This window comes from Balneolaceae bacterium, from assembly GCA_034521495.1.
Lineage (GTDB): Bacteria > Bacteroidota > Rhodothermia > Balneolales > Balneolaceae > Rhodohalobacter.
In genome coordinates this window covers 363840-388288 of the sequence record JAXHMK010000010.1, presented here as the reverse complement: position 1 = coordinate 388288, position 24449 = coordinate 363840, and the positions used below count along the sequence as shown (strand labels likewise).

The 24449-nt window shown below is 41.6% G+C and carries 18 protein-coding genes; 15 read left to right on the top strand and 3 right to left on the bottom strand.

Annotated features, from left to right (window positions below; translation table 11 throughout):
• Positions 1 to 30 precede the first annotated feature (30 nt).
• Together U5K72_10585 and U5K72_10580 are read right to left on the bottom strand one after the other, a co-directional pair.
• Positions 31 to 744 carry a ribonuclease H-like domain-containing protein gene (locus U5K72_10585; GenBank protein ID MDZ7719250.1) on the bottom strand — a complete coding sequence of 238 codons (714 nt, stop codon included), beginning with the start codon at positions 742 to 744 and terminating at the stop codon, positions 31 to 33.
• Positions 745 to 749: 5 nt separating this feature from the next.
• Complete coding sequence (locus tag U5K72_10580) at positions 750 to 1862, bottom strand: asparaginase (GenBank protein MDZ7719249.1); 1113 nt, start codon at positions 1860 to 1862, stop codon at positions 750 to 752.
• 174 nt (positions 1863 to 2036) lie between these two features.
• On the opposite strand from U5K72_10580, the gene U5K72_10575 reads away from it, so the two are divergent.
• Complete coding sequence (locus U5K72_10575; GenBank protein MDZ7719248.1) at positions 2037 to 4157, top strand: elongation factor G; 2121 nt, start codon at positions 2037 to 2039, stop codon at positions 4155 to 4157.
• Positions 4158 to 4358: 201 nt separating this feature from the next.
• Here U5K72_10575 and bshB1 read toward each other — a convergent pair whose 3' ends face one another.
• Positions 4359 to 5102 (bottom strand): bacillithiol biosynthesis deacetylase BshB1, encoded by a 744-nt coding sequence (gene bshB1, locus U5K72_10570; protein MDZ7719247.1) that lies wholly within the window; start codon positions 5100 to 5102, stop codon positions 4359 to 4361.
• A gap of 127 nt (positions 5103 to 5229) precedes the next feature.
• On the opposite strand from bshB1, the gene U5K72_10565 reads away from it, so the two are divergent.
• The 14 genes from U5K72_10565 to U5K72_10500 all read left to right on the top strand — a co-directional run bounded on the left by U5K72_10565 (position 5230) and on the right by U5K72_10500 (position 24250).
• Positions 5230 to 6465: an ABC transporter permease gene (locus U5K72_10565; GenBank protein ID MDZ7719246.1), complete on the top strand. Its 1236-nt coding sequence runs from the start codon at positions 5230 to 5232 to the stop codon at positions 6463 to 6465.
• Between the two features lie 138 nt (positions 6466 to 6603).
• Positions 6604 to 7830: an ABC transporter permease gene (locus U5K72_10560; GenBank protein MDZ7719245.1), complete on the top strand. Its 1227-nt coding sequence runs from the start codon at positions 6604 to 6606 to the stop codon at positions 7828 to 7830.
• Between the two features lie 147 nt (positions 7831 to 7977).
• A complete protein-coding gene (locus U5K72_10555) occupies positions 7978 to 8181 on the top strand; it encodes a hypothetical protein (protein MDZ7719244.1) in 204 nt (67 codons plus the stop codon).
• Positions 8182 to 8189: 8 nt separating this feature from the next.
• Positions 8190 to 8600: a phage holin family protein gene (locus U5K72_10550; protein ID MDZ7719243.1), complete on the top strand. Its 411-nt coding sequence runs from the start codon at positions 8190 to 8192 to the stop codon at positions 8598 to 8600.
• A 10-nt stretch (positions 8601 to 8610) separates the two neighbouring features.
• Positions 8611 to 8967: a hypothetical protein gene (locus U5K72_10545; protein MDZ7719242.1), complete on the top strand. Its 357-nt coding sequence runs from the start codon at positions 8611 to 8613 to the stop codon at positions 8965 to 8967.
• Positions 8968 to 9136: 169 nt separating this feature from the next.
• Positions 9137 to 10507 (top strand): TolC family protein, encoded by a 1371-nt coding sequence (locus U5K72_10540; protein MDZ7719241.1) that lies wholly within the window; start codon positions 9137 to 9139, stop codon positions 10505 to 10507.
• Positions 10508 to 10542: 35 nt separating this feature from the next.
• Positions 10543 to 11883, top strand: coding sequence for an efflux RND transporter periplasmic adaptor subunit (locus tag U5K72_10535; GenBank protein ID MDZ7719240.1), 1341 nt, complete (start codon positions 10543 to 10545; stop codon positions 11881 to 11883).
• 21 nt (positions 11884 to 11904) lie between these two features.
• On the top strand, positions 11905 to 12633 hold the full coding sequence (locus U5K72_10530) for an ABC transporter ATP-binding protein (protein ID MDZ7719239.1): 729 nt from the start codon (positions 11905 to 11907) through the stop codon (positions 12631 to 12633).
• Positions 12634 to 12700: 67 nt separating this feature from the next.
• Positions 12701 to 14218, top strand: a complete 1518-nt coding sequence (locus U5K72_10525; GenBank protein ID MDZ7719238.1) for an NAD(P)/FAD-dependent oxidoreductase — start codon at positions 12701 to 12703, stop codon at positions 14216 to 14218.
• Positions 14202 to 14825 carry a rhomboid family intramembrane serine protease gene (locus U5K72_10520; protein ID MDZ7719237.1) on the top strand — a complete coding sequence of 208 codons (624 nt, stop codon included), beginning with the start codon at positions 14202 to 14204 and terminating at the stop codon, positions 14823 to 14825. The genes U5K72_10525 and U5K72_10520 overlap by 17 nt, the downstream gene beginning before the upstream one ends.
• Positions 14826 to 14838: 13 nt before the next feature.
• Complete coding sequence (locus tag U5K72_10515) at positions 14839 to 15705, top strand: rhomboid family intramembrane serine protease (protein ID MDZ7719236.1); 867 nt, start codon at positions 14839 to 14841, stop codon at positions 15703 to 15705.
• Between the two features lie 68 nt (positions 15706 to 15773).
• Positions 15774 to 17006, top strand: a complete 1233-nt coding sequence (gene ispG / locus U5K72_10510; GenBank protein MDZ7719235.1) for a flavodoxin-dependent (E)-4-hydroxy-3-methylbut-2-enyl-diphosphate synthase — start codon at positions 15774 to 15776, stop codon at positions 17004 to 17006.
• A gap of 342 nt (positions 17007 to 17348) precedes the next feature.
• Positions 17349 to 20561: a VCBS repeat-containing protein gene (locus tag U5K72_10505; protein ID MDZ7719234.1), complete on the top strand. Its 3213-nt coding sequence runs from the start codon at positions 17349 to 17351 to the stop codon at positions 20559 to 20561.
• A gap of 254 nt (positions 20562 to 20815) precedes the next feature.
• Positions 20816 to 24250 carry an FG-GAP-like repeat-containing protein gene (locus U5K72_10500; GenBank protein ID MDZ7719233.1) on the top strand — a complete coding sequence of 1145 codons (3435 nt, stop codon included), beginning with the start codon at positions 20816 to 20818 and terminating at the stop codon, positions 24248 to 24250.
• Positions 24251 to 24449: the final 199 nt, after the last annotated feature.

Genomic DNA, 24449 nt, shown 5'->3' with positions numbered 1-24449 from the left:
CAAAATCGTATTGCAAAATTTTTTAAATGGTTATTCATCCCTACCCTGTATCTCTTTTAATTTTCCGATAGCCCTTTCATTCAAATTATCAAATACATCCTTGGAAATATCCCCGGTTGTAAATTTCATTTGAAGCCAAACTACATAGGTAGCCATTACATCTTCGTAACAGTAGTGTTCAATCTCTTCGAGCTTGTTTTCCCGGTACATCTTCAGAACTTCATTTCCCTCGGCAGTTTGTTTGAACGGCACACCTATCAGTTGCCCGAGATGCTTGAGCTTGGGATAGGAACTGGCACCGTAATTACTGAATTCGTCCATCAAATCAATATTTACTTTGCTGAATCGATATCGAATATCGTAGTGATTCAGGCGGACCGGCATCTGGAGATTATGTTTCATTGCCCGGTAAGTGATTAATGGCAGATCGAAGCCGCGGCCATTATGATGTATCAAACCGAAATCTTTATAGGTATGAAGTGCATCAAACAGTTTGTTTAGTCCCTCTTTCTCATCATCTCCATGCCAGCCGATTTTTTGTACAGGCTTGCCGCCATTTTCAACCCAAAGGCCCACCCAGGATATCATTCTGTGATACATGGGCGGTAAAAAACCAGAAGCGTTTCGCGCCAGCTCCTCACTGGCAAGAATCAAAAGATCGTCTTCTGCGAGATCTGGTTCGTTTACGATGGATCTGATAAATGGAAAATCTGGTACCGTTTCAACATCAAATACAAAAAACATGTGTTCTAAATTGTTTTAAAATTTTGAACCTTCAAGCGTCCGAAGGTCCTTGAAGCGTTCTTTACTAAGAATGATCGTGACGCTTGAAGGAACCCGAAGCATCGGGAACGCTTCAAGGTCACTCTTAACCTTTCACCGGCGATTGATTGTTGGAATGTATCAATAAATTCGGAATCAGAAAGATTACGCGCCAGCAGATTCATGGTTTTCGTTAGTGTGGCTTCCATCGTCATCTCTCCCGAACTCATTGCACCTATTTTTTTAAGTGCTTTTCCGCTGGCATAATGTGTTAAATCTACAGAATCATAGGGAGCCTGCGAATTGATGAGTACATAGCAGTTTTGTTTGATACAATTATCAACAAAGGGGATCAAATTGTAGTCTCCTTTGCCCGGAATATTTCCACTGCCAAAAGCTTCCAGGATAATGGCTTTTGTGGAGTTCAGATCGAGTGCATTTAAATATGCAGGGTTTAAGTTTGGATAAATTTTTAGTACCTGGACGGAATCATCAAAAGCGGGAAAAAATTGACGCTGTTTTGGATGATTTTCAAGCAAACCTTCGGATAACTCAATTCGAATTCCAATTTCGGCCAGCGGTGGATAGTTGGGAGAAGCAAATGCATCAAAATCACCAATGCTCATCTTTGTACTCCGGTTTCCACGATAGAGGTGATCGTTGAAACAGATGGCTACTTCATGAATCCCTAAGGTGGCGAGTTCAATAGAATTAATAAGATTTCTGCGTGCATCACTTCGAATATTACTCATAGGCACCTGGCTTCCGGTTAAGATTACAGGTTTTGTAATATTCTGTAGTGCAAATGAGAGGGCAGATGCGGTGTAAGCCATCGTATCGGTTCCGTGCAGAATCACAAATCCGTCGTAATCATCAAAGTTTTTATGAATCACCTCGCACAATGTTTGCCAATGGTACCGGTTGATATCGGAACTGTCTTCAAAAAAAATGTTTTTAATATCGATTTCGGCAATTTTTGAGAGTTCGGGCATCTCTCCATATAGTACATCAGTCCACTTATCAGGGTCCAGTTCGTTCCCGTTTTGGTCGAAATGCATGGCAATGGTGCCGCCTGTTTGAAGAAGTAGAATTTTTTTCATGTTGATTTGATCATCAAGCCTGCTAAATTATAGAAACCGTTTTGATTCACTGTTTGAAATAAAGTATAATTTTATAAGAACAGATATTGAAAAGAGAACTCTTTTTCATCCATTAAAGATGGTGTTAAGACAAAGAGCTATCAAGCAGTTATTAAAAGAAAAATTGGAGTTATAATGAAAGTATACGAGCCAAAAAATATAAGAAATGTTGCTCTTTTGGGGCACTCGGGATCAGGAAAAACAACACTCGCTGAAACGATGATTTATGAATCTGGAACATCCAGAAAAAGGGGCAGCATCCAGGAGAAAAATACACTTTCAGATTATCATGATATAGAGAAGGATAAAGAGAAGTCAATTTATGGTTCACTGCTTCATCTGGATTGGAGGGGAACAAAAATAAATGTAATGGACACTCCTGGATCGAATGATTTTTGGGGTCAAGTATCTGAATCACTTCATGTGGCAGATTCTGCCATCTTTGTTTTAAATTCGGATGCAGGCGTGGAAGTGGGAACCGATGCATTCTGGAGAACTGCTGAGAAAAGATCTTTGCCCTCTATTTTGGTTGTAAATAAACTGGACAGCGATAAATCCAACTTTCAAAAAGCAGTAGATATGGCCAAAGAACATTTTGGCCGTGGTGTGGTAGTTGTTCAATATCCTTATAGCGAAGGAGAGGATTTTCACGCCATTATTGATGTGTTGAAAATGACTATGTACGAATTTCCCGAGGATGGAGGCCGGCCTGATAAGTTGCCTATACCGGAATCACAAAAAGCCCAGGCAGAATTGCTTCACAATGAATTGGTTGAGGCTGTCGCAGAAAATGATGAAACATTACTGGATCTATATTTTGAAAATGGTGAATTAGACGAATACCAGATGCGGGACGGACTTCAGATGAGCCTCCAAAACAGGGATATTTTCCCGCTTTTTTGTGCTTGTGCATCCAGAAATATGGGAACCGGTCGTATTTTGGGTTTTCTTGGAAATGTTGCTCCATCTCCGCTGGAATCAGAAATGAAACTGAAGAATGGGGATTCTTTTGCTATTTCACTTGATTCAGAACCGAGTGGATTTGTATTCAGGTCATCTTCTGAAATGCATGTGGGTGACTTAGCCTATTTGAAAGTTACCGGCGGAACTCTTTCGCAGGGAATGGACCTGATAAATCAGCGAACTGGCAATAGTGTTCGGATTGGGGCATTGTTTATCAACCAGGGACATAATAGAACAGAAGTTCCTGAAGTACATGCAGGAGACTTAACTGTAGCTGTAAAACTGAAAGATCTAAATACAAGTGACACTATAGCCCCTAAAGATAGTGGTATTGAATTTGCTCATATTCAGTACCCTGATACGACTATTCGAAATGCTATAAAATTGAAAATTGAGGGAGATGAAGATAAGCTTGGAAATGCTCTTAATCAGATCCAAAAAGAGGATCCTTCGCTTGTAGTTGAACACAGTCAGGAATTACAACAGACAATTTTACACGGGCTGGGTGAAGAGCATCTGAATGTTATTCTGCATCAGCTCAAAGATCAATACAACCTGGATGTTGAGTTTGAGAAACCTAAAATTCCTTATCGGGAAACGATTACAAAAAAAGTGGATGCCTATTACAAACACAAGAAACAAAGTGGCGGGGCAGGTCAGTTTGCCGAGGTTTATTTGTCGATAGAACCCTGGTATGAAGGGATGCCTGAAAGAACAGATATTAAAGTTCGAGACGTTCAGGAGATAGATCTTGAATGGGGCGGAAAGCTTGTATTCCAGAATTGTATTGTTGGCGGTGTGATTGATAACCGGTTTATGCCTGCTATTCTGAAAGGTATTATGGAAAAAATGGCGAATGGGCCTATGAGCGGCTGTCGGGCCAGGGATATCCGGGTTTCTGTATATGATGGTTCCATGCATTCGGTTGACTCAAACGAAGCAGCCTTTAAAACAGCTGCACTTATGGCATTTAAAGATGGTTTTTTGAAAGCTTCCCCTCAGTTACTGGAACCGCTTTATGAAATAGAAGTTACACTGCCCGCCGATTATATGGGAGATGTAATGAGTGACCTGAGTTCAAGAAGAGGCCAGATTCAGGGGATGGATGCGGAAGGATCGATCCAAAAAATTAAGGCGATTGTTCCATTACAGGAGTTGAGTCAATACACAACCCGTCTCAAATCGATGACACAGGGCAGTGCATCCTACTCTCGCAAATTTCACAGCTATGGACAGGTTCCGCACGAAATTCAAAAACAGGTGATTGAAGAGACACTGGCGGCGGAAGTGTAGCTAAATTGGCGAAAATCTTCGGCTGCAAAGTCCACCTTGGCTGCCGAATTTGTGGAGCTGTAGACATGGATGAACCGAGAAACCCAATCGGCAGGCGAAGGGCGAATTTGTAGGGTTGGAATTCGTAGGGTAGAAGTCGTGGGATTCGGCAGGCGAAAAACCCAATCGCCAGCCGAATGACTTAGATCTGTTTTACAAAAGCTATCGTTTCGGCGATGTATCAAACAAAAAGTTAAAGTTTTGGAGAGGAAAGGGTTTCCGGGCATACAGAAACCCTTCTCCGAATTTGTATCCCGCCATCTGGCCAAAATAGGCTGCTTTTGCTCGGAGGGCATCAAAAAAAGCGGGATCGGAAATATAAGTTTCCGGTTCATCACCAGGATCTTCTACATTGAATTGGGAAGAGAATGCCATAATTGCCTTTTCTTTTATCTCAATGGTATCGGTGATATCATAAACGAAATCGGGATCAATATGATCATGTTGCATAAAGTGCAAAACATGGGAGGGTCTGAAATGCTTCTGCATTTTTCCATCCGCCCCTGTTGTTTCAATTTTTGCAAGCCCGCTATAAAATATGGCATCAGTTAAAAGAGCTGTGGCATTTTCGTGATCGGGATGACGGTCTTTTGGAGTCGGAATCAGGCAGATATGAGGACGAAACTGCCGGATTTTTTGGATAATGGCCTTTTGATGTTTCCTGTTGTTGGCAAGTTCGGTATCAGGGAGACCAATATTTTCGCGGGCATGGAGGCCAAGTATTTCAGCGGCTTTTTGAGCTTCTTTCTTTCTGAGTTCAGGCGTTCCGCGCGACCCCATTTCACCCCTGGTTAAGTCAACTACGGCTACTTTCCGGCCGTTTTTTATGAGTGCAGCAAGTGTACCTGAACAGCTTAATTCAGTATCATCGGGGTGGGCACCAAAAGCCAGAACATCAATATCCATTTGTCGATCCTATTTTGTAAAATTTGTTTAATATACTGAAACGAATTGAGTTCTAAATCGTAGATTATCTTTGTTGAAAACTAAAGAACTCATTTACTTCTAAAGATCTATAGTTTGAGAATCAATTATGAACCGAATTCTAATCAGTTTCATTGAGGGATCTAAAATAGCGATATCTGCTATTTGGACAAACAAAACCCGGGCAATTCTTACCACAACCTGTATTGTGATCGGTATTGTATCTGTGACCGCTATGAATACCATCTCCGATGGTATTGACCGATCTTTTGAAGAGAGCATGGATATACTGGGAAGAAATGTTGTATATGTAGATAAATGGCCCTGGGGATTTGGGGGTGAATATAAGTGGTGGGAGTATAGAAACCGCCGGGAGATGCGGTTATCTTACGTTGAAGATTTACGGCAATTGGCGACCTCGGCATCAAATGTTTCAGCCTCAAGCAACAGGAACACCTCTATAAGATATGATGACAAAATCGCCGAAAATGTAGAGTTAAGTGGGGTAACTCAGAGTCATTTTCAGACAGCAGGTTTGGATATCGCTGATGGACGTGCATTTAGTGAGGCCGAAGTAGACCGTGCTTCTCGGGTAGTTGTTCTCGGCAGTAGTGTTGTTGATGTTCTATTTCTTAACAACGAAGATCCTCTGGGAAAAAATGTGAGAATTAACGGACAACGGTTTACTGTTATTGGAGTTCTTGAAAGCCGGGGTAGTTTCCTGGGACTTGAGGATGTTGACAACCAAATGATCATACCAATTACAGCTTTTGGTACACTTTACAGTCTCCGCAATGGAATTCAGTTAGCGGTTCAATTTTCCAGCGAAGAAATGATGGAAGAGGGTGAGTATGAAGTGATTGGAGCTATGCGACAAATCCGCCGGTTAGATCCTCTTGAAGACAATGATTTTGCAATTAACAAGGCAGCTCTGTTTGAGCAGGAATTTCAAAGTATGAAGATTGCTATTTATGGTATTGGAATTTTCCTTACAGGCCTGGCTCTTTTTGTTGGCGGTATCGGTGTGATGAATATTATGTTTGTTTCTGTAAAAGAACGCACAAAAGAGATCGGAATACGGAAAGCTGTCGGGGCAAAATCGTGGGAAATTCTGTTACAATTCTTAATGGAAGCAATAGTGATCTGTTTTGTTGGCGGAGTTATTGGAGTATTATTGTCAATCGGTGTAACTGAATTGATTAACCAATTTTTTATTGCATATCTGAACTGGACAACTGTTCTGAATGCAATTTTGATCTGTGCGTTTGTAGGTATTTTATTTGGGTATATACCCTCAAGAAAAGCTGCTAAATCAGATCCAATAGAATCCCTGAGGTATGAGTAGTACGCCGGACAGCTTGTCCGGCACGCGGTTGTTCTTTTGGTAAGTTAATTTGTTGTCAATGTAAATTCAGGTTTAGATGGCTCAAGCGAGACACTTGCACCATCCTCGTTTTGAACAAAAAATATCAAACAGTTTCACATGAACATTATTGAAGTTTTAAAGCAGGCATTTGATTCTATACGAGCCAATAAACTTCGCTCGTCTCTCACATTATTGGCTATCTCTGTGGGAGTATTTGCAATCATTAGTGCAAATACAGCTGTTTTGGTATTGGATACATATTTTAAAGATACTCTTAGCCTGATGGGGGGAGACGTAATTTCCATTTCAAAATATCCATCCATCAGAATGGGACCGACTGATTGGGATGAATACAGAAACCGGCAGGATATTACTATCGAACAGATGGAAACGCTCCGGGAAATGGCTGAATCTGCCTCAGGTGTAGGTCCCAACCGTTCCTACACTACAACACGAGTTTCTTACGAAGAGGAACAAACAGAACCCAATATTAACATTCGCGGCGGGAACGAGGAATACCTGGCCAATAATGCATACGATATTGAGAGTGGCCGAAACTTTACACAAGCAGATATTGATTATCTGCGGCCCGTGGCAATTATCGGGGCCGATGTTGTAACAGCTCTTTTTGAACAAGTAGAACCGATTGGAAAAACAATTCGGGTTGAAGGACGCCCTTATACCGTTGTTGGGGTAACAGAAGCAAAAGGAAATGTTTTTGGTAATACACTCGATCGGTTTGTTGTGATTCCATATACATTAATGGCGGGTTTATATGGCAGAAATCAGAATATAGGAATACAGGTACGAGCCGGTTCCATAGGTAAAGTTGAGGAAGTTATCGATGATCTGACCGGCATATTAAGAGCCATCAGAAAAGTTGAACCGGGAGCAGAAAATGATTTTGAGATTTCAACTAACGAGTCACTTGGCGGTGTATTCGATCAGTTTACAGGAATATTATACATGGTAGGATTTGTAATCGGTGGAATTGTGTTACTGGGTGCCGGTATCGGTGTGATGAATATTATGCTTGTTTCCGTTACGGAAAGAACCCGTGAGATCGGTGTAAGAAAAGCAGTTGGTGCTACCAAAAAAGCGATTATCTCTCAATTTTTGATGGAGTCGATTGCCATTTGCCAGATAGGAGGGGCCATTGGTATTCTAATTGGAGTCGGTTTAGGAAATGCAGCCGCTGTTTGGCTTGAGGCGAGTGTTGTTATTCCCTGGAGTGCTGCTGCCGGAGGTGTTATTGGAATGACTATTGTGGGTATTGTATTTGGAGTTTATCCAGCTTATAAAGCGGCTCAATTAGACCCGATAGAAAGTTTACGGTATGAATAGTAAAAAAATGCAGACGTGAAAAGTGAGACGGGAAACGTTGTCTGTCTCCCGTTTCTCTTCTGTCTTTTGCCTTTTCACTTCATTTCCCTCTATATTCAGTAATGTAATAGATGTGATTTATTAACCGAACCTTAATTGAAGGCTGTTATGGATGAAAATATTATCAACGATCTGAATGAAGAGCTTGAAAGTGTTATCAAAGAAGGTAATTCACTTCTTAATGATGCTGAATTAGAAGAAAAGATTGAAGAGTTAAAAACTGAAGCAGAACTTATAATCAGAAAACATCCCATTACAAGTGTTTTGGCTGGAGCTGCTGTAGGATTTATTTTGGCCAAACTTTTGAAATAGACAGCCAGATGGCAGAAGAAGAACAAAATTTTAAAAAAACTAAACGGCGAATTAAGGATGAGGTGCGTCAGTACGTTGAAAAGCGCATGGAATTGTTATCATTAACAATTGCTGAGCAAGTTTCACGAATTCTTGCCGAATCATTTCAACAAGTTCTTGGATTGTTTATTCTAAGTTTTGCACTGTTCTTCTTTTGGTTTGCCATAGGTTTTTGGGTTGGAGAAATGATTGGAAATTTAAGTGCAGGATTTGCAATATCGGCTTTGCCACTTTTTCTAATTGGATATGTATTAATGAATGCGCGCTCAAAAAGAATTACAGAAAAAGTTCAATCACAGCTTATCAGTAAAGTAATTGATGATATTAGCAACGAGGAAGAACCTGAAAAAATTGAAGGGGAAACCGTTGAGCAAAAATAAAAACATATCGATGGCTGATATTAGAAAAAGAAAAAAGAAACTTGAGGATGATTTAGAGTTGCTGGAAGGAGACTTTGAAAAGCGTATTTCCAGTGCACAGAAAAAAGTTTTTGGCCCCCTGCAACCAATTGAGCTAATCAAAAAGAATCCTTTCAAATCTGTTGGAACATCTATATTGGTAGGTGTGGCCATCGGGTTAATGGGCAAAGGAAAATCTGCAACAGAAAGTACGTCAGTTGATGATAGCCAGAAAGAAAAATTGTTTGATCTGCTGTTTACGGAAGTTAAGAGAGTAGCTGCGAGAAAAGCCGCAACATATCTATCGGATTTTATTGACGAAAAGATTTCAAACCGTGAAAGAGAGTAGTCGTTTTTTCCTTCTCATCTAAAATGTAAAAAAACGTATTTATTTGGTGTTTCACCAACTATTTAGTGAAACTCTGTTTAATCTTATTCGTCTAAAATCAAAACCAAACGAACTTAACTTGGTTACGTCTAAAGAGATGTTACAAGCAATAAAAATCTATAGATAATCTATGAAAAGAATATTCTTTCTACTTACGTGTTTTCTGATTATACCGTTGGTTACTTTTTCTCAAGCTAAACAGATTACCCTTCAAGAAGCTATTGATATAGCACTCGAAAATAATTACCAGCTCAAGCAGGCCGAAAATAACCTGGGTTTAGCAGAGAGTAGCATAAAAAGTGAATATGCGGACTTTCTTCCATCTGTTTCGGGGAATTTAAGTAGCTCAAGAACTGCAGGACAGCAATTTATTTTTGATCGATTTAGTGAAGGTCTTGATCCTTTTGTAAATGTTACTTCTCAATCTATTAGTGGAAGGGTTGGAGCAGATATCACAATTTTTGACGGATTTAATAATATTCGATCATTGAGAGCAAGTCAACAGTCGAAAATTTCGAGCGAGGAAAGCCTCAAAAGAGCAAGAGAAAATGTAATTTTTAATACCGCCTCCAGATATTTGCAGATATTGTTGGATATGCAACTCTTAGAAATAGCAGAAGAAAATCTGGTAACCTCTCAACGGCAATTGGAACAGATAGAAGCTAAAGTAGAAGTAGGCTCGCTTCCAACTGTGGATCTTTATAACCAGCAAGCACAGGTTGCTAATGATGAACTTAGCGTTACACAGCGCCGGAACTCACTGAATATGAGTAAGTTATTTCTGGTTCGTCAGCTACAGATTGAACCGCAGGGGGATTATGAATTTGTTGTCCCAGATATTTCTGAAAATGAAAACCCGGAGATGCTAAGCAGTTTCGATTTAAATGAGTTAGTAGATCAGGCACTGATGAAGCGCTCTGATATAAAGAGTGAAGTTGCTGATATAAACAATCTTCGTTACCAACTGAAAATAGCCAGAGGGAATTTATATCCTACTATTTCGGCAAGTGCCGGTTTTTCATCACGATATAGTGATCAGTATTCATTAGCAGGAGAGGAGGTGCCTTTTGAAGATCAGTTTTTTGATCAACAAGTAAACCGTTCGCTTGGCCTGTCGGTAAGTATTCCGATTTTCAATAACTGGAATCGGATGAATAATATTCAGTCAGCCCAGGTGCAATTGAAGAATGCAGAATTATCGCTGGATAACACAAAACTTCAGGTAATCCAGGAAGTTACTCAAGCCTATAATGATTATTCATCGTACGTTCAGGAGTTTAATGCAGCAGAAAAATCTTTAACTGCAAGCGAAAAAGCATTTGAGACTCAACAAGAGAGATATAATGTTGGAGCAAGTACTCTGATTGAGCTCAGTCAGGCACAAGCAAACTTCGTGGAAGCACAATCGAATTACACACAAGCAAGATATAATCTAATTTTTCAGGAGAAATTGCTTAACTACTATCTGGGGCAATTTACCGGTGAAGATGTAGAATTTTAAAGCCAACAATTGTTGTAATTAAACGAGTAAATATCATGGCAAAAAAGAGTTCATCAACAAAGAGTTTGTTAAAAATTCTCGGCATTCTTCTTCTTGTGATAGTCGTGCTGGGAGTAGTAGCAAAAACGGCCGGTTGGTTAGATCGCGGGCCGGCGGAGAAAACAGTTGAGACGGAGACCGTTGAACGAAGAACAATCACTCAAATCGTATCTGCATCGGGCCGGATTCAACCCGAAACAGAGGTGATTATACGCCCGGATGTATCGGGAGAGATAATAGAGTTAGCAGTTAATGAGGGTGATTTTGTAAGAGAAGGGGATCTGTTGGTACGTATCAAACCAGATATCTACCAGGCACAGATTGATAATCTGAACGCCGCACTGCTTACCCAACAATCCCGAATGGAACAGGCCAGGGCAAATATGCTTCAAGCCGAAGTTGAATTTGAAAAGAATCAACGACTTTACGAACAGGATTTAGTATCAGACTTAGAGTACAAACAGTCCCTGAATAATTATGAAGCTCAGAAAGCAAACTTTAAAGCTGCTGAGTATCAAATTGAAAGTGCTCGTGCGCAGTTAAGACAGGCAGAAGAAGAACTTGAGCAAACAGTGGTACGCGCACCCCAGGCTGGAACAATTACACAACTTACTGTTGAACAGGGAGAACGAGTTTTGGGACAGGCTCAAATGTCTGGTACCGAGATGATGCGAGTTGCCCGCCTGGAACAGATGGAGATAGAAGTAGATGTGAATGAGAATGATATTGTAAATGTAAGTTTAGCTGATACGGCAAGTTTGGAAGTGGATGCTTACCCGAACCGATCATTTGAAGGTGTGGTTACCGAAATTGCGAACTCTGCCGAAGTTTCCGGACAAGGATCGGCAGAACAGATTACTAATTATAAGGTGAAAATAAGAATTACAACACCTCACAACCTCGACCAGTCACCGGCTGATTTTGTAGCAATGAATGTGAGCGAAAATCCAGCAGAAGATTTTATACCCAATTTTAAACCGGGAATGTCTGCTACGGTTGATATAAAAACGAACACCGTTTACGATGTAATTTCTGTACCGATCCAATCAGTGACAGTCCGCGATTTTGCCTCTGATACAACTGCCCGGTCCGATTCAACAACTTCAGTCAATAGCTCTCCAAACCCTATGGGTAGCCGTGAAGACTTCAGAAAGGTTGTATTTGTGAATAACAATGGTACAGCAGAAAGGGTAGAAGTTGAAACCGGAATCAGTGACAATGCCTATATACAGGTCATGAGTGGCTTAAAGGGTGGACAGGAGATCGTAACAGGCAGTTACAGAGTCCTTTCTCGTGAACTTGCTGATGGAGATAAAATTAACGTAGATAATAATTAACGAATTAATCCCGGATTGGAAATGGCAAAAAAAGTAATAGTAATTGAAGAGTTGAGTAAACACTATCACATGGGACAAACACTTGTGAGAGCCCTGGATGGTGTTACTTTTAACATTGAAGAGAATGAATACATTGCCATTATGGGGCCATCCGGATCAGGTAAATCTACCCTAATGAACCTTATTGGATGCCTCGATACACCCACTGAAGGCGAATATGTATTAAACGGACAGCGAGTAAGTGAACTCAATGATGCGGAACTTGCTCAAATTAGAAACCGGGAAATAGGATTCGTATTTCAAACATTTAATCTTTTGCCCCGTACGGATTGCCTGAGTAATGTAGAACTGCCTCTCATATACTCAGGAATGAAAAGTTCATCCAGAAAAGAAAAAGCTACAAGTACGCTGACTAAAGTGGGCCTTGGTGATCGTCTGGATCACAAACCCAATGAACTTTCCGGCGGCCAAAGACAGCGTGTTGCCATTGCACGGGCACTTGTAAACGATCCATCAATTTTACTGGCTGATGAACCAACTGGAAATCTCGATACAAAGACAGGTCATGAGATTATGTTGCTTTTTGAAGAGCTTTACCGTGCCGGAAATACCATTATTGTTGTAACTCATGAGAATGAAATTGCCGATCACGCCCGAAGAATCATCAGGCTTAGGGACGGTAAAATTGAGTCGGATCAAAAAGTAGAGAATCCTACACTTGCTAATGCAGATATCTATCAGGAAGCATAGTTTATTATTCCTTATCTAATATGTAATTACCGGAACCCAACAACCCATCCGTTTTGTTAAGCGGAATATGAATAGAACTCAAGATCAGTTTGATGTTATCGTAGTCGGAGCCGGTATGGGAGGATTGACAGCAGCCAGTCTGTTAGCCAATGACGGATATTCCGTACTTGTGCTTGAAGCAGCACATGTTCCCGGGGGATGCAGTTCCTCCTATAAAAGAAAGGGCTATATTTTTGAATCGGGTGCCACAACCTTAATTGGGTTTGACGATAATCAGCCTCTCAAAATTTTAGAAAACAGATTGGGTTTGAGATTACCCAAAAAACCGATCGATCCATCCATGACTGTATATCAGGATGATAAAAAGATTACGCGTTGGTATGATCGGGAAAAGTGGATTACGGAATCAAAAGAGCATTTTGGCGAAGAGACAGAACAGGAAGAGTTTTGGAAGTTAGCTTTTAAAATTTCAGATATCATTTGGAAAGTTTCGGGTAAAAATAATTTCTTTCCTCCATTAAATTTTGCTGAAGGCATACAGCTATTAAAAAATGACATTCGTGATTTGTGGGTGCTGCCCTATGCAATAAAATCTGTAAAAGAGACAGCATTGAATGTGGGAATATCAAATCCTCAATTTTATCGCTTTTTAGATGAGCAGTTAATGATTTCAGCTCAGTCAACATCTTCCGATACTCCGTTCCTTTTTGGAGCACCCGCCATCACCTATACGAACTATACCAATTTTTATGTACCGGGTGGATTGATTAAAATGGTGGAGGCTTTGCAGGAGTATATAGAAGAAAAAGGCAGTGAAATTCATACCATGGAAAAAGTACAGAGTATTGAAAAATCGGGTACTGATTTTATAGTAAGAACTTCAAAAAGTAAGCTTTATCGTGCTAAATCGGTTATTTCGAATCTGCCTGTCTGGAATATGCCAGAAATTACAACCGGAAAAATGGCTGAGTATTTTCGGGATGAATCGGCTAAATACCAAAATGCCTGGGGTGCTTTTACACTTGGAGTCGTGACTGATGATCCATACCCTGAAGAGATGTCTCTTCACCATCAAATACATGTGGATAAAGAAGAGCCTATTCGGGGATTGGAGTCTGGTTCTATATTCGTTTCACTATCAGAAAGGGAAGATTTGGAACGGGCACCATCCGGTGAACGGGTTTTAAACGTATCAGCCCACACAACACCCTCTTATTGGTTTAATCTGAACGGAGATTATGATGCAAGAAAGAAACATGTTCAGGATAGGGTTGTAGATATTTTGAAAGAGAAACTCCCTGGTTTTTCAAAAGCAGACGTAAAATTGGTATTTTCTGCATCACCCGTAACGTGGCAGAAATGGGTGCACCGAAAGAAAGGAAGAGTAGGTGGAATTCCCCAAAGTATGTTAAGGTCTTTAACGGACTGGACACCTGCTCAAACACCATTTGATGGTTTATTCCTTTGTGGTGATACTGTTTTTCCGGGGCAGGGAATTCCGGGCGTTACTTTAAGCGGGATCAATGTATATTTAAGAATCATTAAAACATTTAATAACAGAAAATTCTTTGAATTACCAGGATAATTATTCTCCCAATACTCAATTCTCAATTTTTCCACCGGCAGTTAAACATCTGCTGATTATTAACCTTTTGGTTTTTGTAGCATTAGTAAACCCGATGCTGCAAAACTTCCTGATGCGATTTGGTGCTTTGTGGCCTATCGGATCAGGCTTATTTGCCCCATGGCAGTTGGTTACGTACATGTTTCTGCATGGCAGCTTTAGCCATGTTCTGTTCAATCTGTTCGCTCTTTGGATTTTTGGCCAGGGCATTGAGAACTTCTGGGGTACAAAACGATTTACCATCTACTATTTTTTAACCGGAATTGGAGCTGCACTCCTCCACATGTGGATCGGCGGTTCAGGTGCTCCAACAGTGGGTGCTTCCGGAGCTGTTTATGGAATATTGTTAGCATTCGGTATGATGTTTCCCGATCGTTACATCATGCTACTTATACCACCGGTTCCCATAAAGGCCAAATATTTTGTTGCGATATTTGGGGCGATTGAACTTTTTTCTGGTTTAATGAGACCCGATAGCGGCATTGCCCATTTTGCCCATTTAGGCGGAATGATTGTAGGATTTATCCTGATTAAGTACTGGGGCTTGAAGGGCGAAGGGAGTTATTAAAAACAGATTTAAAATGTATCAGCAAGAATCATTTTTTGAGGCTTTTAAACGCGGATTCATGCGAATCCCTACAGTCATCCGTACGATAATAGCCATTAGTGTGGTTGTATTTATCATCCAGGCTGTGGTTGGTCCGATTCAGGTTGGCAATGTATCCCTCAATCGGTATATCGTTGATTATCTTGCGTTCGATCCAAACTTGTTTACGGCCCTCACTCAGCCCTGGAGATTTATCACGTATATTTTCCTGCATGGCGGCGGGTTTCACCTGATATTCAACATGTTATGGCTTTGGTGGATGGGACGCTCCGTTGAAGAAACCATCGGGCCTCGTTCGTTTACTGTTCTTTTCCTCGGCTCGGGAATTGGCGGAGCTTTCTTCCATATTGCACTCTCATCTCTATATGGTACAAGTTATGTGATTGGAGCATCGGGTGCTGTTTTTGGAGTGATGGTGGCTTTTGCATATATGTTTCCGCGAGTTCCGATTATGCTGATTTTTCTTCCCCCCATTGAAGCAAGATTTGTTGTGGCGGGATTGATTGCGCTGGATGTATTGTTTATTGGTTCAGGTGATAATGTAGCCAGGTTGGTCCACCTTGGTGGTGCCGGAGTTGGATATCTGCTAATAAAAGCACACTATAGTGGTAAAGATCTATCGGCCTATATACGTCCTATAGAACGTTTATGGAAACAGACCCCTAAAAAACCAAAACGGAAACGAAATAAAAATATGTATTCGGTGAGTGACGTTGAAATTGTTGATGAAACAGATCAATCTGAACTTGATGAGATTCTTGAGAAAATCTCCAAAAAAGGATACGACGGCCTGACGAAAGAAGAGAAGAAAAAGTTGTTTGAATTAAGTAAAAAGAACTAAATATGAAAGTTGACAGTAGGCAGTTGAAAAAAATTGTCTACTGTCAACTGCAAATTGTCAACTGATTTATGAATCCAATAGAAAGAAGAAAATCGATTGTTGTTCATGTAGGTGATGTACCTGTAGGCGGAGGAAACCCGATTGTTGTTCAGAGTATGACGAACACGGATACTGCTGATATTGATGAAACGGTTGATCAAATTGATCATCTGAATCAAGCCGGTTCTGAACTTGTACGAATTACAGTGAATAATGATGACGCGGCTAAAGCTGTTCCCCATATCAAAGAGAAATTACTCAATCGGGGGGTAACTGTTCCTGTGATTGGCGATTTCCATTATAACGGGCATCTTCTGTTGACGAAATATCCCGAGATGGCAAAGTCGTTGGCCAAGTTCCGTATCAATCCGGGAAATACGGGCACCAAAACCCGGGATAAAAATTTCTGTACGATTGTTGAGCAAGCTATCAAGTATGATAAACCGGTGCGCATTGGTGTGAATTGGGGTTCGCTCGACCAACAGCTGCTCGCTCAAAAGATGGACGAGAACAATGAGCGAGAGAACCCAAAATCATCCAAAGCCGTTATGTTGGATACGATGGTAGAAAGTGCCCGTCGTTCTACGGAGTTGGCTGAAGATGTTGGGCTTCCGTCAAATAAAATTATTGTAAGCTGTAAAATGTCCGGCGTTCAGGATCTGATCAATGTTTATCAGCGAATTGCCGAAGATCTGGACTACCCGCTGCATCTTGGACTCACCGAAGCTGGTATGGGCATGAAAGGAACCGTTGCAAGTTCGGTTGCTCTTGCAGTTCTGTTGCAAAAAGGAATTGGAGATACCATTCGTGTATCTCTCACCCCAATGCCCGGAGCAGACAGGGCAGAGGAGGTTCGCATTTCCCAGCAAATTCTGCAATCGATGGGTATTCGCAATTTTATTCCGCAAGTAACAGCCTGCCCCGGATGCGGACGAACCAAGAGTACCTACTTCCAGGAGTTGGCTGACGAAATTCAGAAATATATTGTTGAAGAGATGCCGATCTGGAGAGAGATCTATCCGGGTGTGGAGGATCTGAATGTGGCCGTGATGGGTTGCGTGGTGAACGGCCCTGGTGAATCTCGGCATGCCAATATCGGAATTTCACTCCCCGGAACATTTGAAGAGCCGAAAGCTCCTGTGTATGTAGATGGCGATCATTTTACCACTCTCCGCGGAGACAATATTGGAGCCGAATTCCGAAAAATCCTGGAAGATTATATTATTGAGAACTACAGCAAGAAAGAAGCTGTGGATGCTTGATTAAGTTCGTGGGAGACATGGTATTTTTTCGAAACATCACTGAGTAAATTGCTCTTATGGAATGAGTGATCTATTCAACATGGAGTGAATTTTCTAAAAATACCATGTCTTATTAAGCTCACAATTAGAATTGAAGGGTACGCGGCTCTATACTATCTTCTATGAACATTTTAATTGGAGTTAGGCTTTGGTATCCACAGATTCTATATGAAGATCATTTTAGCTCGATTTATTCTTTCTCTTTTATTCTGTTCTCTTTTGATTATTAGTTGTTCTGAGAACAGAGACTCAAACTTTGTCAAACTCAGCTCATCTAAAACCAATATCGATTTCTCGAACGATGTGGAAAGCACTCCAGAGTTCAATATCCAGAACTACCTCTATTTTTACGATGGCGGAGGTGTAGCCGCTGGAGACATTAACAATGATGGTTTAACCGATCTTTTTTTTACCGGAAATAGTGTTGCGGATCGACTCTACTTGAACAAGGGCAATTTTGAGTTTGAAGATATAACAGAATCGGCGGGATTCACCCATCAACCAAATAGCTGGTCCACCGGTGTAACAATGGCTGATGTGAATAGTGATGGCCTTCTGGATATCTATGTAAGCCGGGTTAATTATCTCAACAAGTCGGGGCCGAATCAGCTCTACATCAACAATGGGGATTCAACATTTACGGAAAGAGCCGCAGAATATGGTCTCGATTTTGAAGGCTATTCCACACAAGCCGCCTTTTTTGATTATGACAATGACGGCGATCTCGACATGTTTTTGCTCAATCACTCCTTTCACAGCGAGAATACGTATGGAGAAGCCGCTCAATTACGGCAACAAAAAGATCCAAAAGCAGGAGATAAATTATATCGAAATGATGGCGGAAGCTTTACTGATGTCACCGATCAATCGGGAATAATAAGCAGTGCTCTTGGGTATGGATTGGGAGTGGCAGTGACAGACATCAACCGCGATGGGTGGATGGACATCTACGTTGGGAATGATTTTCATGAGGATGACTATCTCTACATCAACAATGGGGATGGCACTTTCTCAGAGTCTCTATACAAAATGATGGGCCACACCAGCAGTGCTTCAATGGGAAATGACACAGGCGATATCAATAATGATGGACTAACCGATTTGGTATCTCTTGATATGATGCCGAGCAACCATGAAGCATTTATGACAACCGGTGGACCTGACCTTGTTGTTGTAGCAGACACGAAAGAGGAGTTCGGGTTTGGAGCCAATAACAATCGAAATACGCTTCAGGTCAATCGCGGAATACAGGAGGATGGATTGCCCCGATTTAGCGAAACGGCTTTTGCATCTGGAATTGCCAGAACAGAGTGGAGTTGGGCCGCACTTTTGGCTGATTTTAACAACAACGGATTCCAGGATCTTTTTGTAACAAATGGCCTTCCAAAACGCCCGAATGAACTGGATTATGTTGCTGCACTGCGAAGAGTTAGAAGTCAATACTCAGGCGATGAACAAAAGGAGCAGGAATATGCACTGGTTGAACGAATGTCATCCGTTCATGTGTCTAATTATATGTTTAAAAATCAAGCGGATCTAACCTTCAGAGATGTTTCGGACGAGTGGGGATTTTCTGATCCAAGTTATTCAAATGGTGCTGTTTATTCAGACCTTAATAATGATGGTAAGCTGGATCTTGTAGTAAATAATATCAACAGCGAAGCATTTATTTACCGGAATAATCATTCAGCTACAGATACTCTACACTATTTAAAAGTTGATTTAAAAGGGGAGGGTGGAAACACCTCCGGGATTGGGACGAAGATCTTTGCCTATCATAATGGAGAGGTGAAATATCGGGAGCAAAGTCCAACTCGCGGATTCCAATCTTCGGTGGATCATACCCTGCATTTTGGGCTCGGGCATGTTTCTGAAATTGATTCTATGATTGTCATTTGGCCGGATCAGCGATTCCAAACCCTTACGAATATTCAGGCAGATCAAATATTTGAGGTTTCTCAAGCCGATGCAAAAGGTGAATTTGATTATCAATTATTCAATGAACCCAAGGAAACTCCTCTGTTCACAAATGTAACCAACGATCTCCGAATTGATCATCGACACCAGGAAAATATGTTTAACGACTTTGATCGTGAGCCTTTGATGCCCTATAAATTATCAACCCGTGGACCTGCACTGGCAGTGGGCGATGCAAATGGAGACGGATTAGACGATTACTATTTGGGAGGAGCGAAAGGCTATGCAGGACGGCTTTTTGTACAAGAAAATGATGAATCATTTCAACAGTTAGATATTGAGGATTTTCAGATTGACCGTGCAAGCGAAGATGTAGATGCCATTTTCTTTGATGCAACAGGCAATGGCCTAAACGATCTGTATGTGGTCAGCGGTGGGAATGAATACACGGGAACTTCCGAAGATTTATTGGACAGGCTTTACATCAATCAAGGTAATGGAGAGTTTCGAAAATCTTTGAACAGCATTCCCGAACTGTCCATTAACGGTTCTATTGTAAAAGCTGCCGATTTTAACAGTGACGGTCATACCGATCTGTTTGTTGGCGGCCATTCAGTTCCATGGAGATATGGAGTAGGGCCACAAAATGTACTTCTTCAGAATAATGGAAAAGGGGTGTTCAGAAATGTAATTTCAGATATAGCTCCGGATCTTGAAGTTATTGGCAATGTAACAACTGCATCGTGGATTCAATCCCCGAATGACTCTGTGCCTGGTTTAGTTGTCGCCGGTGAATGGATGAATGTGCATTATTTTGAAAATCAGGATGGAACCTTAATCGACCGATCGGAAGAGCTTGGTATTAATAATCTAAATGGTTTGTGGCAGTCGATGCATGTTGCAGATTTGGACGGAAACGGGAGAGAGGATATTATTCTTGGTAATTTTGGCACGAACAGCAGACTTCAGGCCTCTGAAGAATCGCCACTGAAGTTGTTTGTGAATGATTTTAACGAGAATGGTCAAACGGCTCCGATAATTGCCTACAATCCTGATGGCGAAGATCGGCCTTTCGAACAACTGGATGAAATTCTGGCGCAAATGCCCGTGGTTCAGGAAAAAATTCAAAGTTACCGCGATTATGCTACCAAAAACATTGAGGAGTTATTTACAGCCACAAAGCTGGACAGTGCTCTTCAAAAAGAGGTCAATGAACTTCGATCGTTAGTTTTGATGAATGAAGGAGAAGATGGATTCTCGATTCAGCCACTGCCATTTGAAGCCCAGCTTTTTCCCGTGATGGCCATTCACTCTATGGATCTGAACTCAGATGGTAATCTGGACCTGATACTTGGTGGAAATCTTTTTGATGTAAAACCAAGCATGGGCGGAAGACAAGATGCCGGTTACGGAGTTGTGTTGATCGGCAACGGTGATGGGAATTTTAAAGTTCTCGACTCAGGCAATTCAGGTCTTTTTGTAGAAGGTCAGGTTCGAGCCATTGAATCGATAGAGATCAACAATAACTCCGGGTACCTGTTTGTTGCAAGAAATGATGACACTCCATTAATTTTCCGTCACCACACTCAAAATAAATGAATCGTTTTGTTGATCAGAATTGTATTTTTAAAGTGAATCTATGCGAAGTAATTTTTTGAATAAATGAGATGACCTCTCCTCTTGAGAGGAGACCGATGACGAAGCGTTTAGCGTAGTCATCAGAGGTGTGTTAACTGTGTTCGATTGATCTAAGAAACACACCCCGAGTTCATTCGCTACCCTGAAGGGTGCCTTTGGCAAACGCTCATTTCACTTTCCCCTCTCAAGAGGGGAGACACATATAATTTTTTATCATGTCTACATTACTCTACAGAACAAATTGGAAGGTATTTCTGCTCATCATGTCGCTCGTTGGATTTATCTCATGTGGGCAACCGGAAGAAACTGCACAAGATTCCACCTCATCGTATGACCAGGCGGTGGCAGATTTCTATATGAGCCTGGGGGCGAGTGAAACCGATCAAACACGGTTTGCATTCAATAAAATGAATGATGTAGCACAGGCTTTCCCGGAAGAGACGGCTGCATGGGCGAACCTGGCTGTTTTTGCAATGCGACAGGGGAACTTTAATCTTGCCAACGAACGGATTGGACAGGCATTAGAACGGAGCCCGAATCATCCTCAAGTGTTACATTTGGCAGGTTTGATTGCCAGCAGGCAGGGGAATACTACTGAAGCAATTGACTATTTTCGTCAGGCATCTGAGCAATCAGATAACCCAAGAATTTTATATGCTCTTGCCCAGGAGTTAGAGCGTGAAAATCCCACCGGAAATGCTGAAGAGATCAAGGAAACTCTTCGCTCACTCCTTGAAAAGAACAAGAACAATCAAGTGGTATTGCTGGAACTGGTCCGAATTGCTATCCGGGAAGAGAATGCGGATCAAGCTGAGGAATATTTAAACCGATTGAGAGATCTGTCAGACAATTGGAATGAGCAAAACCGGGAGCAGTTAGATTTGGTATTTGAGATGCTGGAACAACAAAATTTTTCAGATCTTTCACTTGAGCTCTCTTTTCTCCGAAGCGGTTTGGAATCACAGCCTCGTTTCCAGGCAGACCTTTCCGAAGTTCGTCTTTCTCCGACTCAGGTAGGTTTTTTAATTACAGAATTTATCAATCTTGATCAGCCTGATGTTAAAGCAGCACCCCCGGATATTGACATGCAGTTAACCCGTCAGCCCCTGGATGTTCCACCCGCTGAAGCGGTCTGGGTGAAGGGAGTCACACTGTCGGGTGATTCTCCGCCGTTCCCAATTACGGTTGCCGATGGATCTGTTGTGATTAATGAACAAACTGAACTGGAGTTTCCGGGCGAAACTGTTTCAAAACTATCAGGAAATGCCGTTCAGGAGATCGATTTTAACTATGATTTTAGAAATGATCTGGCAGCTGTAGGATCAAATGGTTTTAGGCTTTATCAATTAAACGAAGATCAAACATTTTCTGATGTCACTTCAACACTCGGGCTAACGGAAAATATAACCGATGGAAGTTATACCGGCGTTTGGTCATTTGATGTAGAGCTGGATGGCGACCTGGATCTGCTTCTCTCTTCAACAAATGGTTCATCGTTTGTGCTTCGAAATAATGGGGATGGCACATTCAGTCAAATAGTTCCATTCAGTGAAAATCAGAGTATTAAAGAATTTCTTTGGGCTGATTTGGATGGAGAGGGAACCCCGGAAGCGACTGTTTTGAATGAGGAGGGGGCTGTTATAATCTATGCAAATCAAAGAGGTGGGGAGTTTGATGAGGGCACTCAGTTAGCCGAAAATCAATCTGCCATTGCCGTAGCTGATATGGATGCAAATGCCCGGTTTGAGATTATTTCTGTGGATGAAAGTGGAAATTTCTCAACGTTCAACTTTTCGTATGAAACCGGTGAGTGGCAATCCATCAATTATTTTGAAAGTGGACTTGCCAATCTTACATCGCCTAACCTGTTTACTGCCGATCTGGATAATAACGGATCAATCGACCTGGTTCTTTCAACAGACGAACAAACTCATGTTTGGCTGGGCGATGAGCAGCGGAATCCTGTAAAACTGGAAAAAGATCTGCCCGGCAAAATTTACTCTGTGTTTGATGTAGAAGGAGATGAAAAACTGGATCTGCTCGGGATTGCTGAAGATGGGACACCATATTATCTGAAGACTGAGACAACCAAAGAATATTTTGCCCGATCCATTCGTGCACAAGCTTCAGGCACAACCGGCGATCAGCGAATCAATTCATTCGGAATTGGTGGCGAGATGGAAGTCCGTTCCGGCCTGCTCTATCAAAAACAGCTGATTTCATCACCCATTGTACATTTTGGTTTGGGGGAATATGAGGAGGCTCAGATGTTGAGAATCATCTGGCCGAACGGGTCAGTACAAGCAGAATTTGCTGAGTTGGGAATGGGATCAACTATTTTTAACGAACAGATCCTGAAAGGGTCATGCCCCTGGTTGTTTTCGCACGATGGGGAAGAGATGCAGTTTGTCACCGATATTTTATGGAGATCACCATTAGGGCTTCGAATCAACGCCCAGGAGACGGCGGGTGTGGTTCAAACGCTGGATCGTGTGAAGATTCCGTCGGAGATGATCCAAGCTGATAATGGTGTATATAAACTCAGAATTACGGCCGAGCTTTGGGAATCTCATTTCTTTGATCATGTTCGCCTGATGGCAGTCGATCATCCCGAAAACACTGAGATTTTTGTTGATGAACGATTTGTATTTCCCGCACCGGATCTGTCAACAAAATTAATGAGCAGCCTTGAGCCGGTGGAAAATGTTATGGATGAGAATGGAAATAATTTGACTGAAGAAACATCAGCCATTGACAAAAATTACATTCAGCCATTCGAAAAAACCAAGTACCAGGGCTTGGCTCAAGAGCATTCTATTGAGATCTCTTTGAGTGAACAAGACGCTGATTTGTTAGTCCTAAATGGGTGGTTACGCCCAACCGACAGCTCCATCAATTTGGCATTGAGCCAGGGCAGTATAGAGGCTCCAAAAGGGTTACAGGTTGAGTATTTGAATAAATCGGGCGAGTGGAAACTGTTGCATGAGAATTATGGAATTCCGGCTGGAAAATCGAAGACTATTTTACTCGATCTGGAAGGTGTATTTTCTAATCAAAGTGATCGGAAAATACGATTGACAACCACTTCAGAAATTTACTGGGACGGTATTTTCCAGGCTCAAAAACTGGATCAATCAGAAATTGAAGAAACTGCTCTTGAACCTTTGAAAATGGAATTGCAGTATCGGGGATTTTCAAAATGGTCGCGAGCCGATTCAACGTCCCCCATGCTTGCAGATTACAACGAAATTTCCAGCACAACGCAACGTTGGAGAGATCTGGAGGGCTTCCATACACGATTTGGTGATGTGAGCGAATTACTGGCAGAGGTGGATGACCGATATGTTATTATGAATGCGGGTGATGAAATTGAACTCGAATTCAAAGCTCCAGAATCTCCTAAAAAAGGTTATCAGCGAAGCTTTGTATTTGTGTCTGATGGTTGGGAAAAAGATGGAGATTATAATACAGAGGCCTCGGCAACAGTTTTACCATTACCCTATCATGGTCAGGCCGATTATGATTATGGCAACGGCGGCATTTTATGGGATGATCCTGTTTATCAAAAACATAAAGAAGACTGGGTCAATTATCATACACGCTATATAACTCCCCGTTCCTTCAGGTCGGCATTACTCTTTGATGAATAGAAGAAGTTGGAAGGGCAAATTTTTATATTGTATTGATGCCTCAATTCGGCTGACGATTGGTTTTTTCGTCTGCCGAATCGTACTGGTTCGTGAGCTTGTAAAATTCGGCAGCTCCCGATGGTTCGGGACAGGCGAGATGGACTCGACAGCCGATGTTGATGGCTTAACAAATATGGGTCCTTGAATTGATGTTTAAATA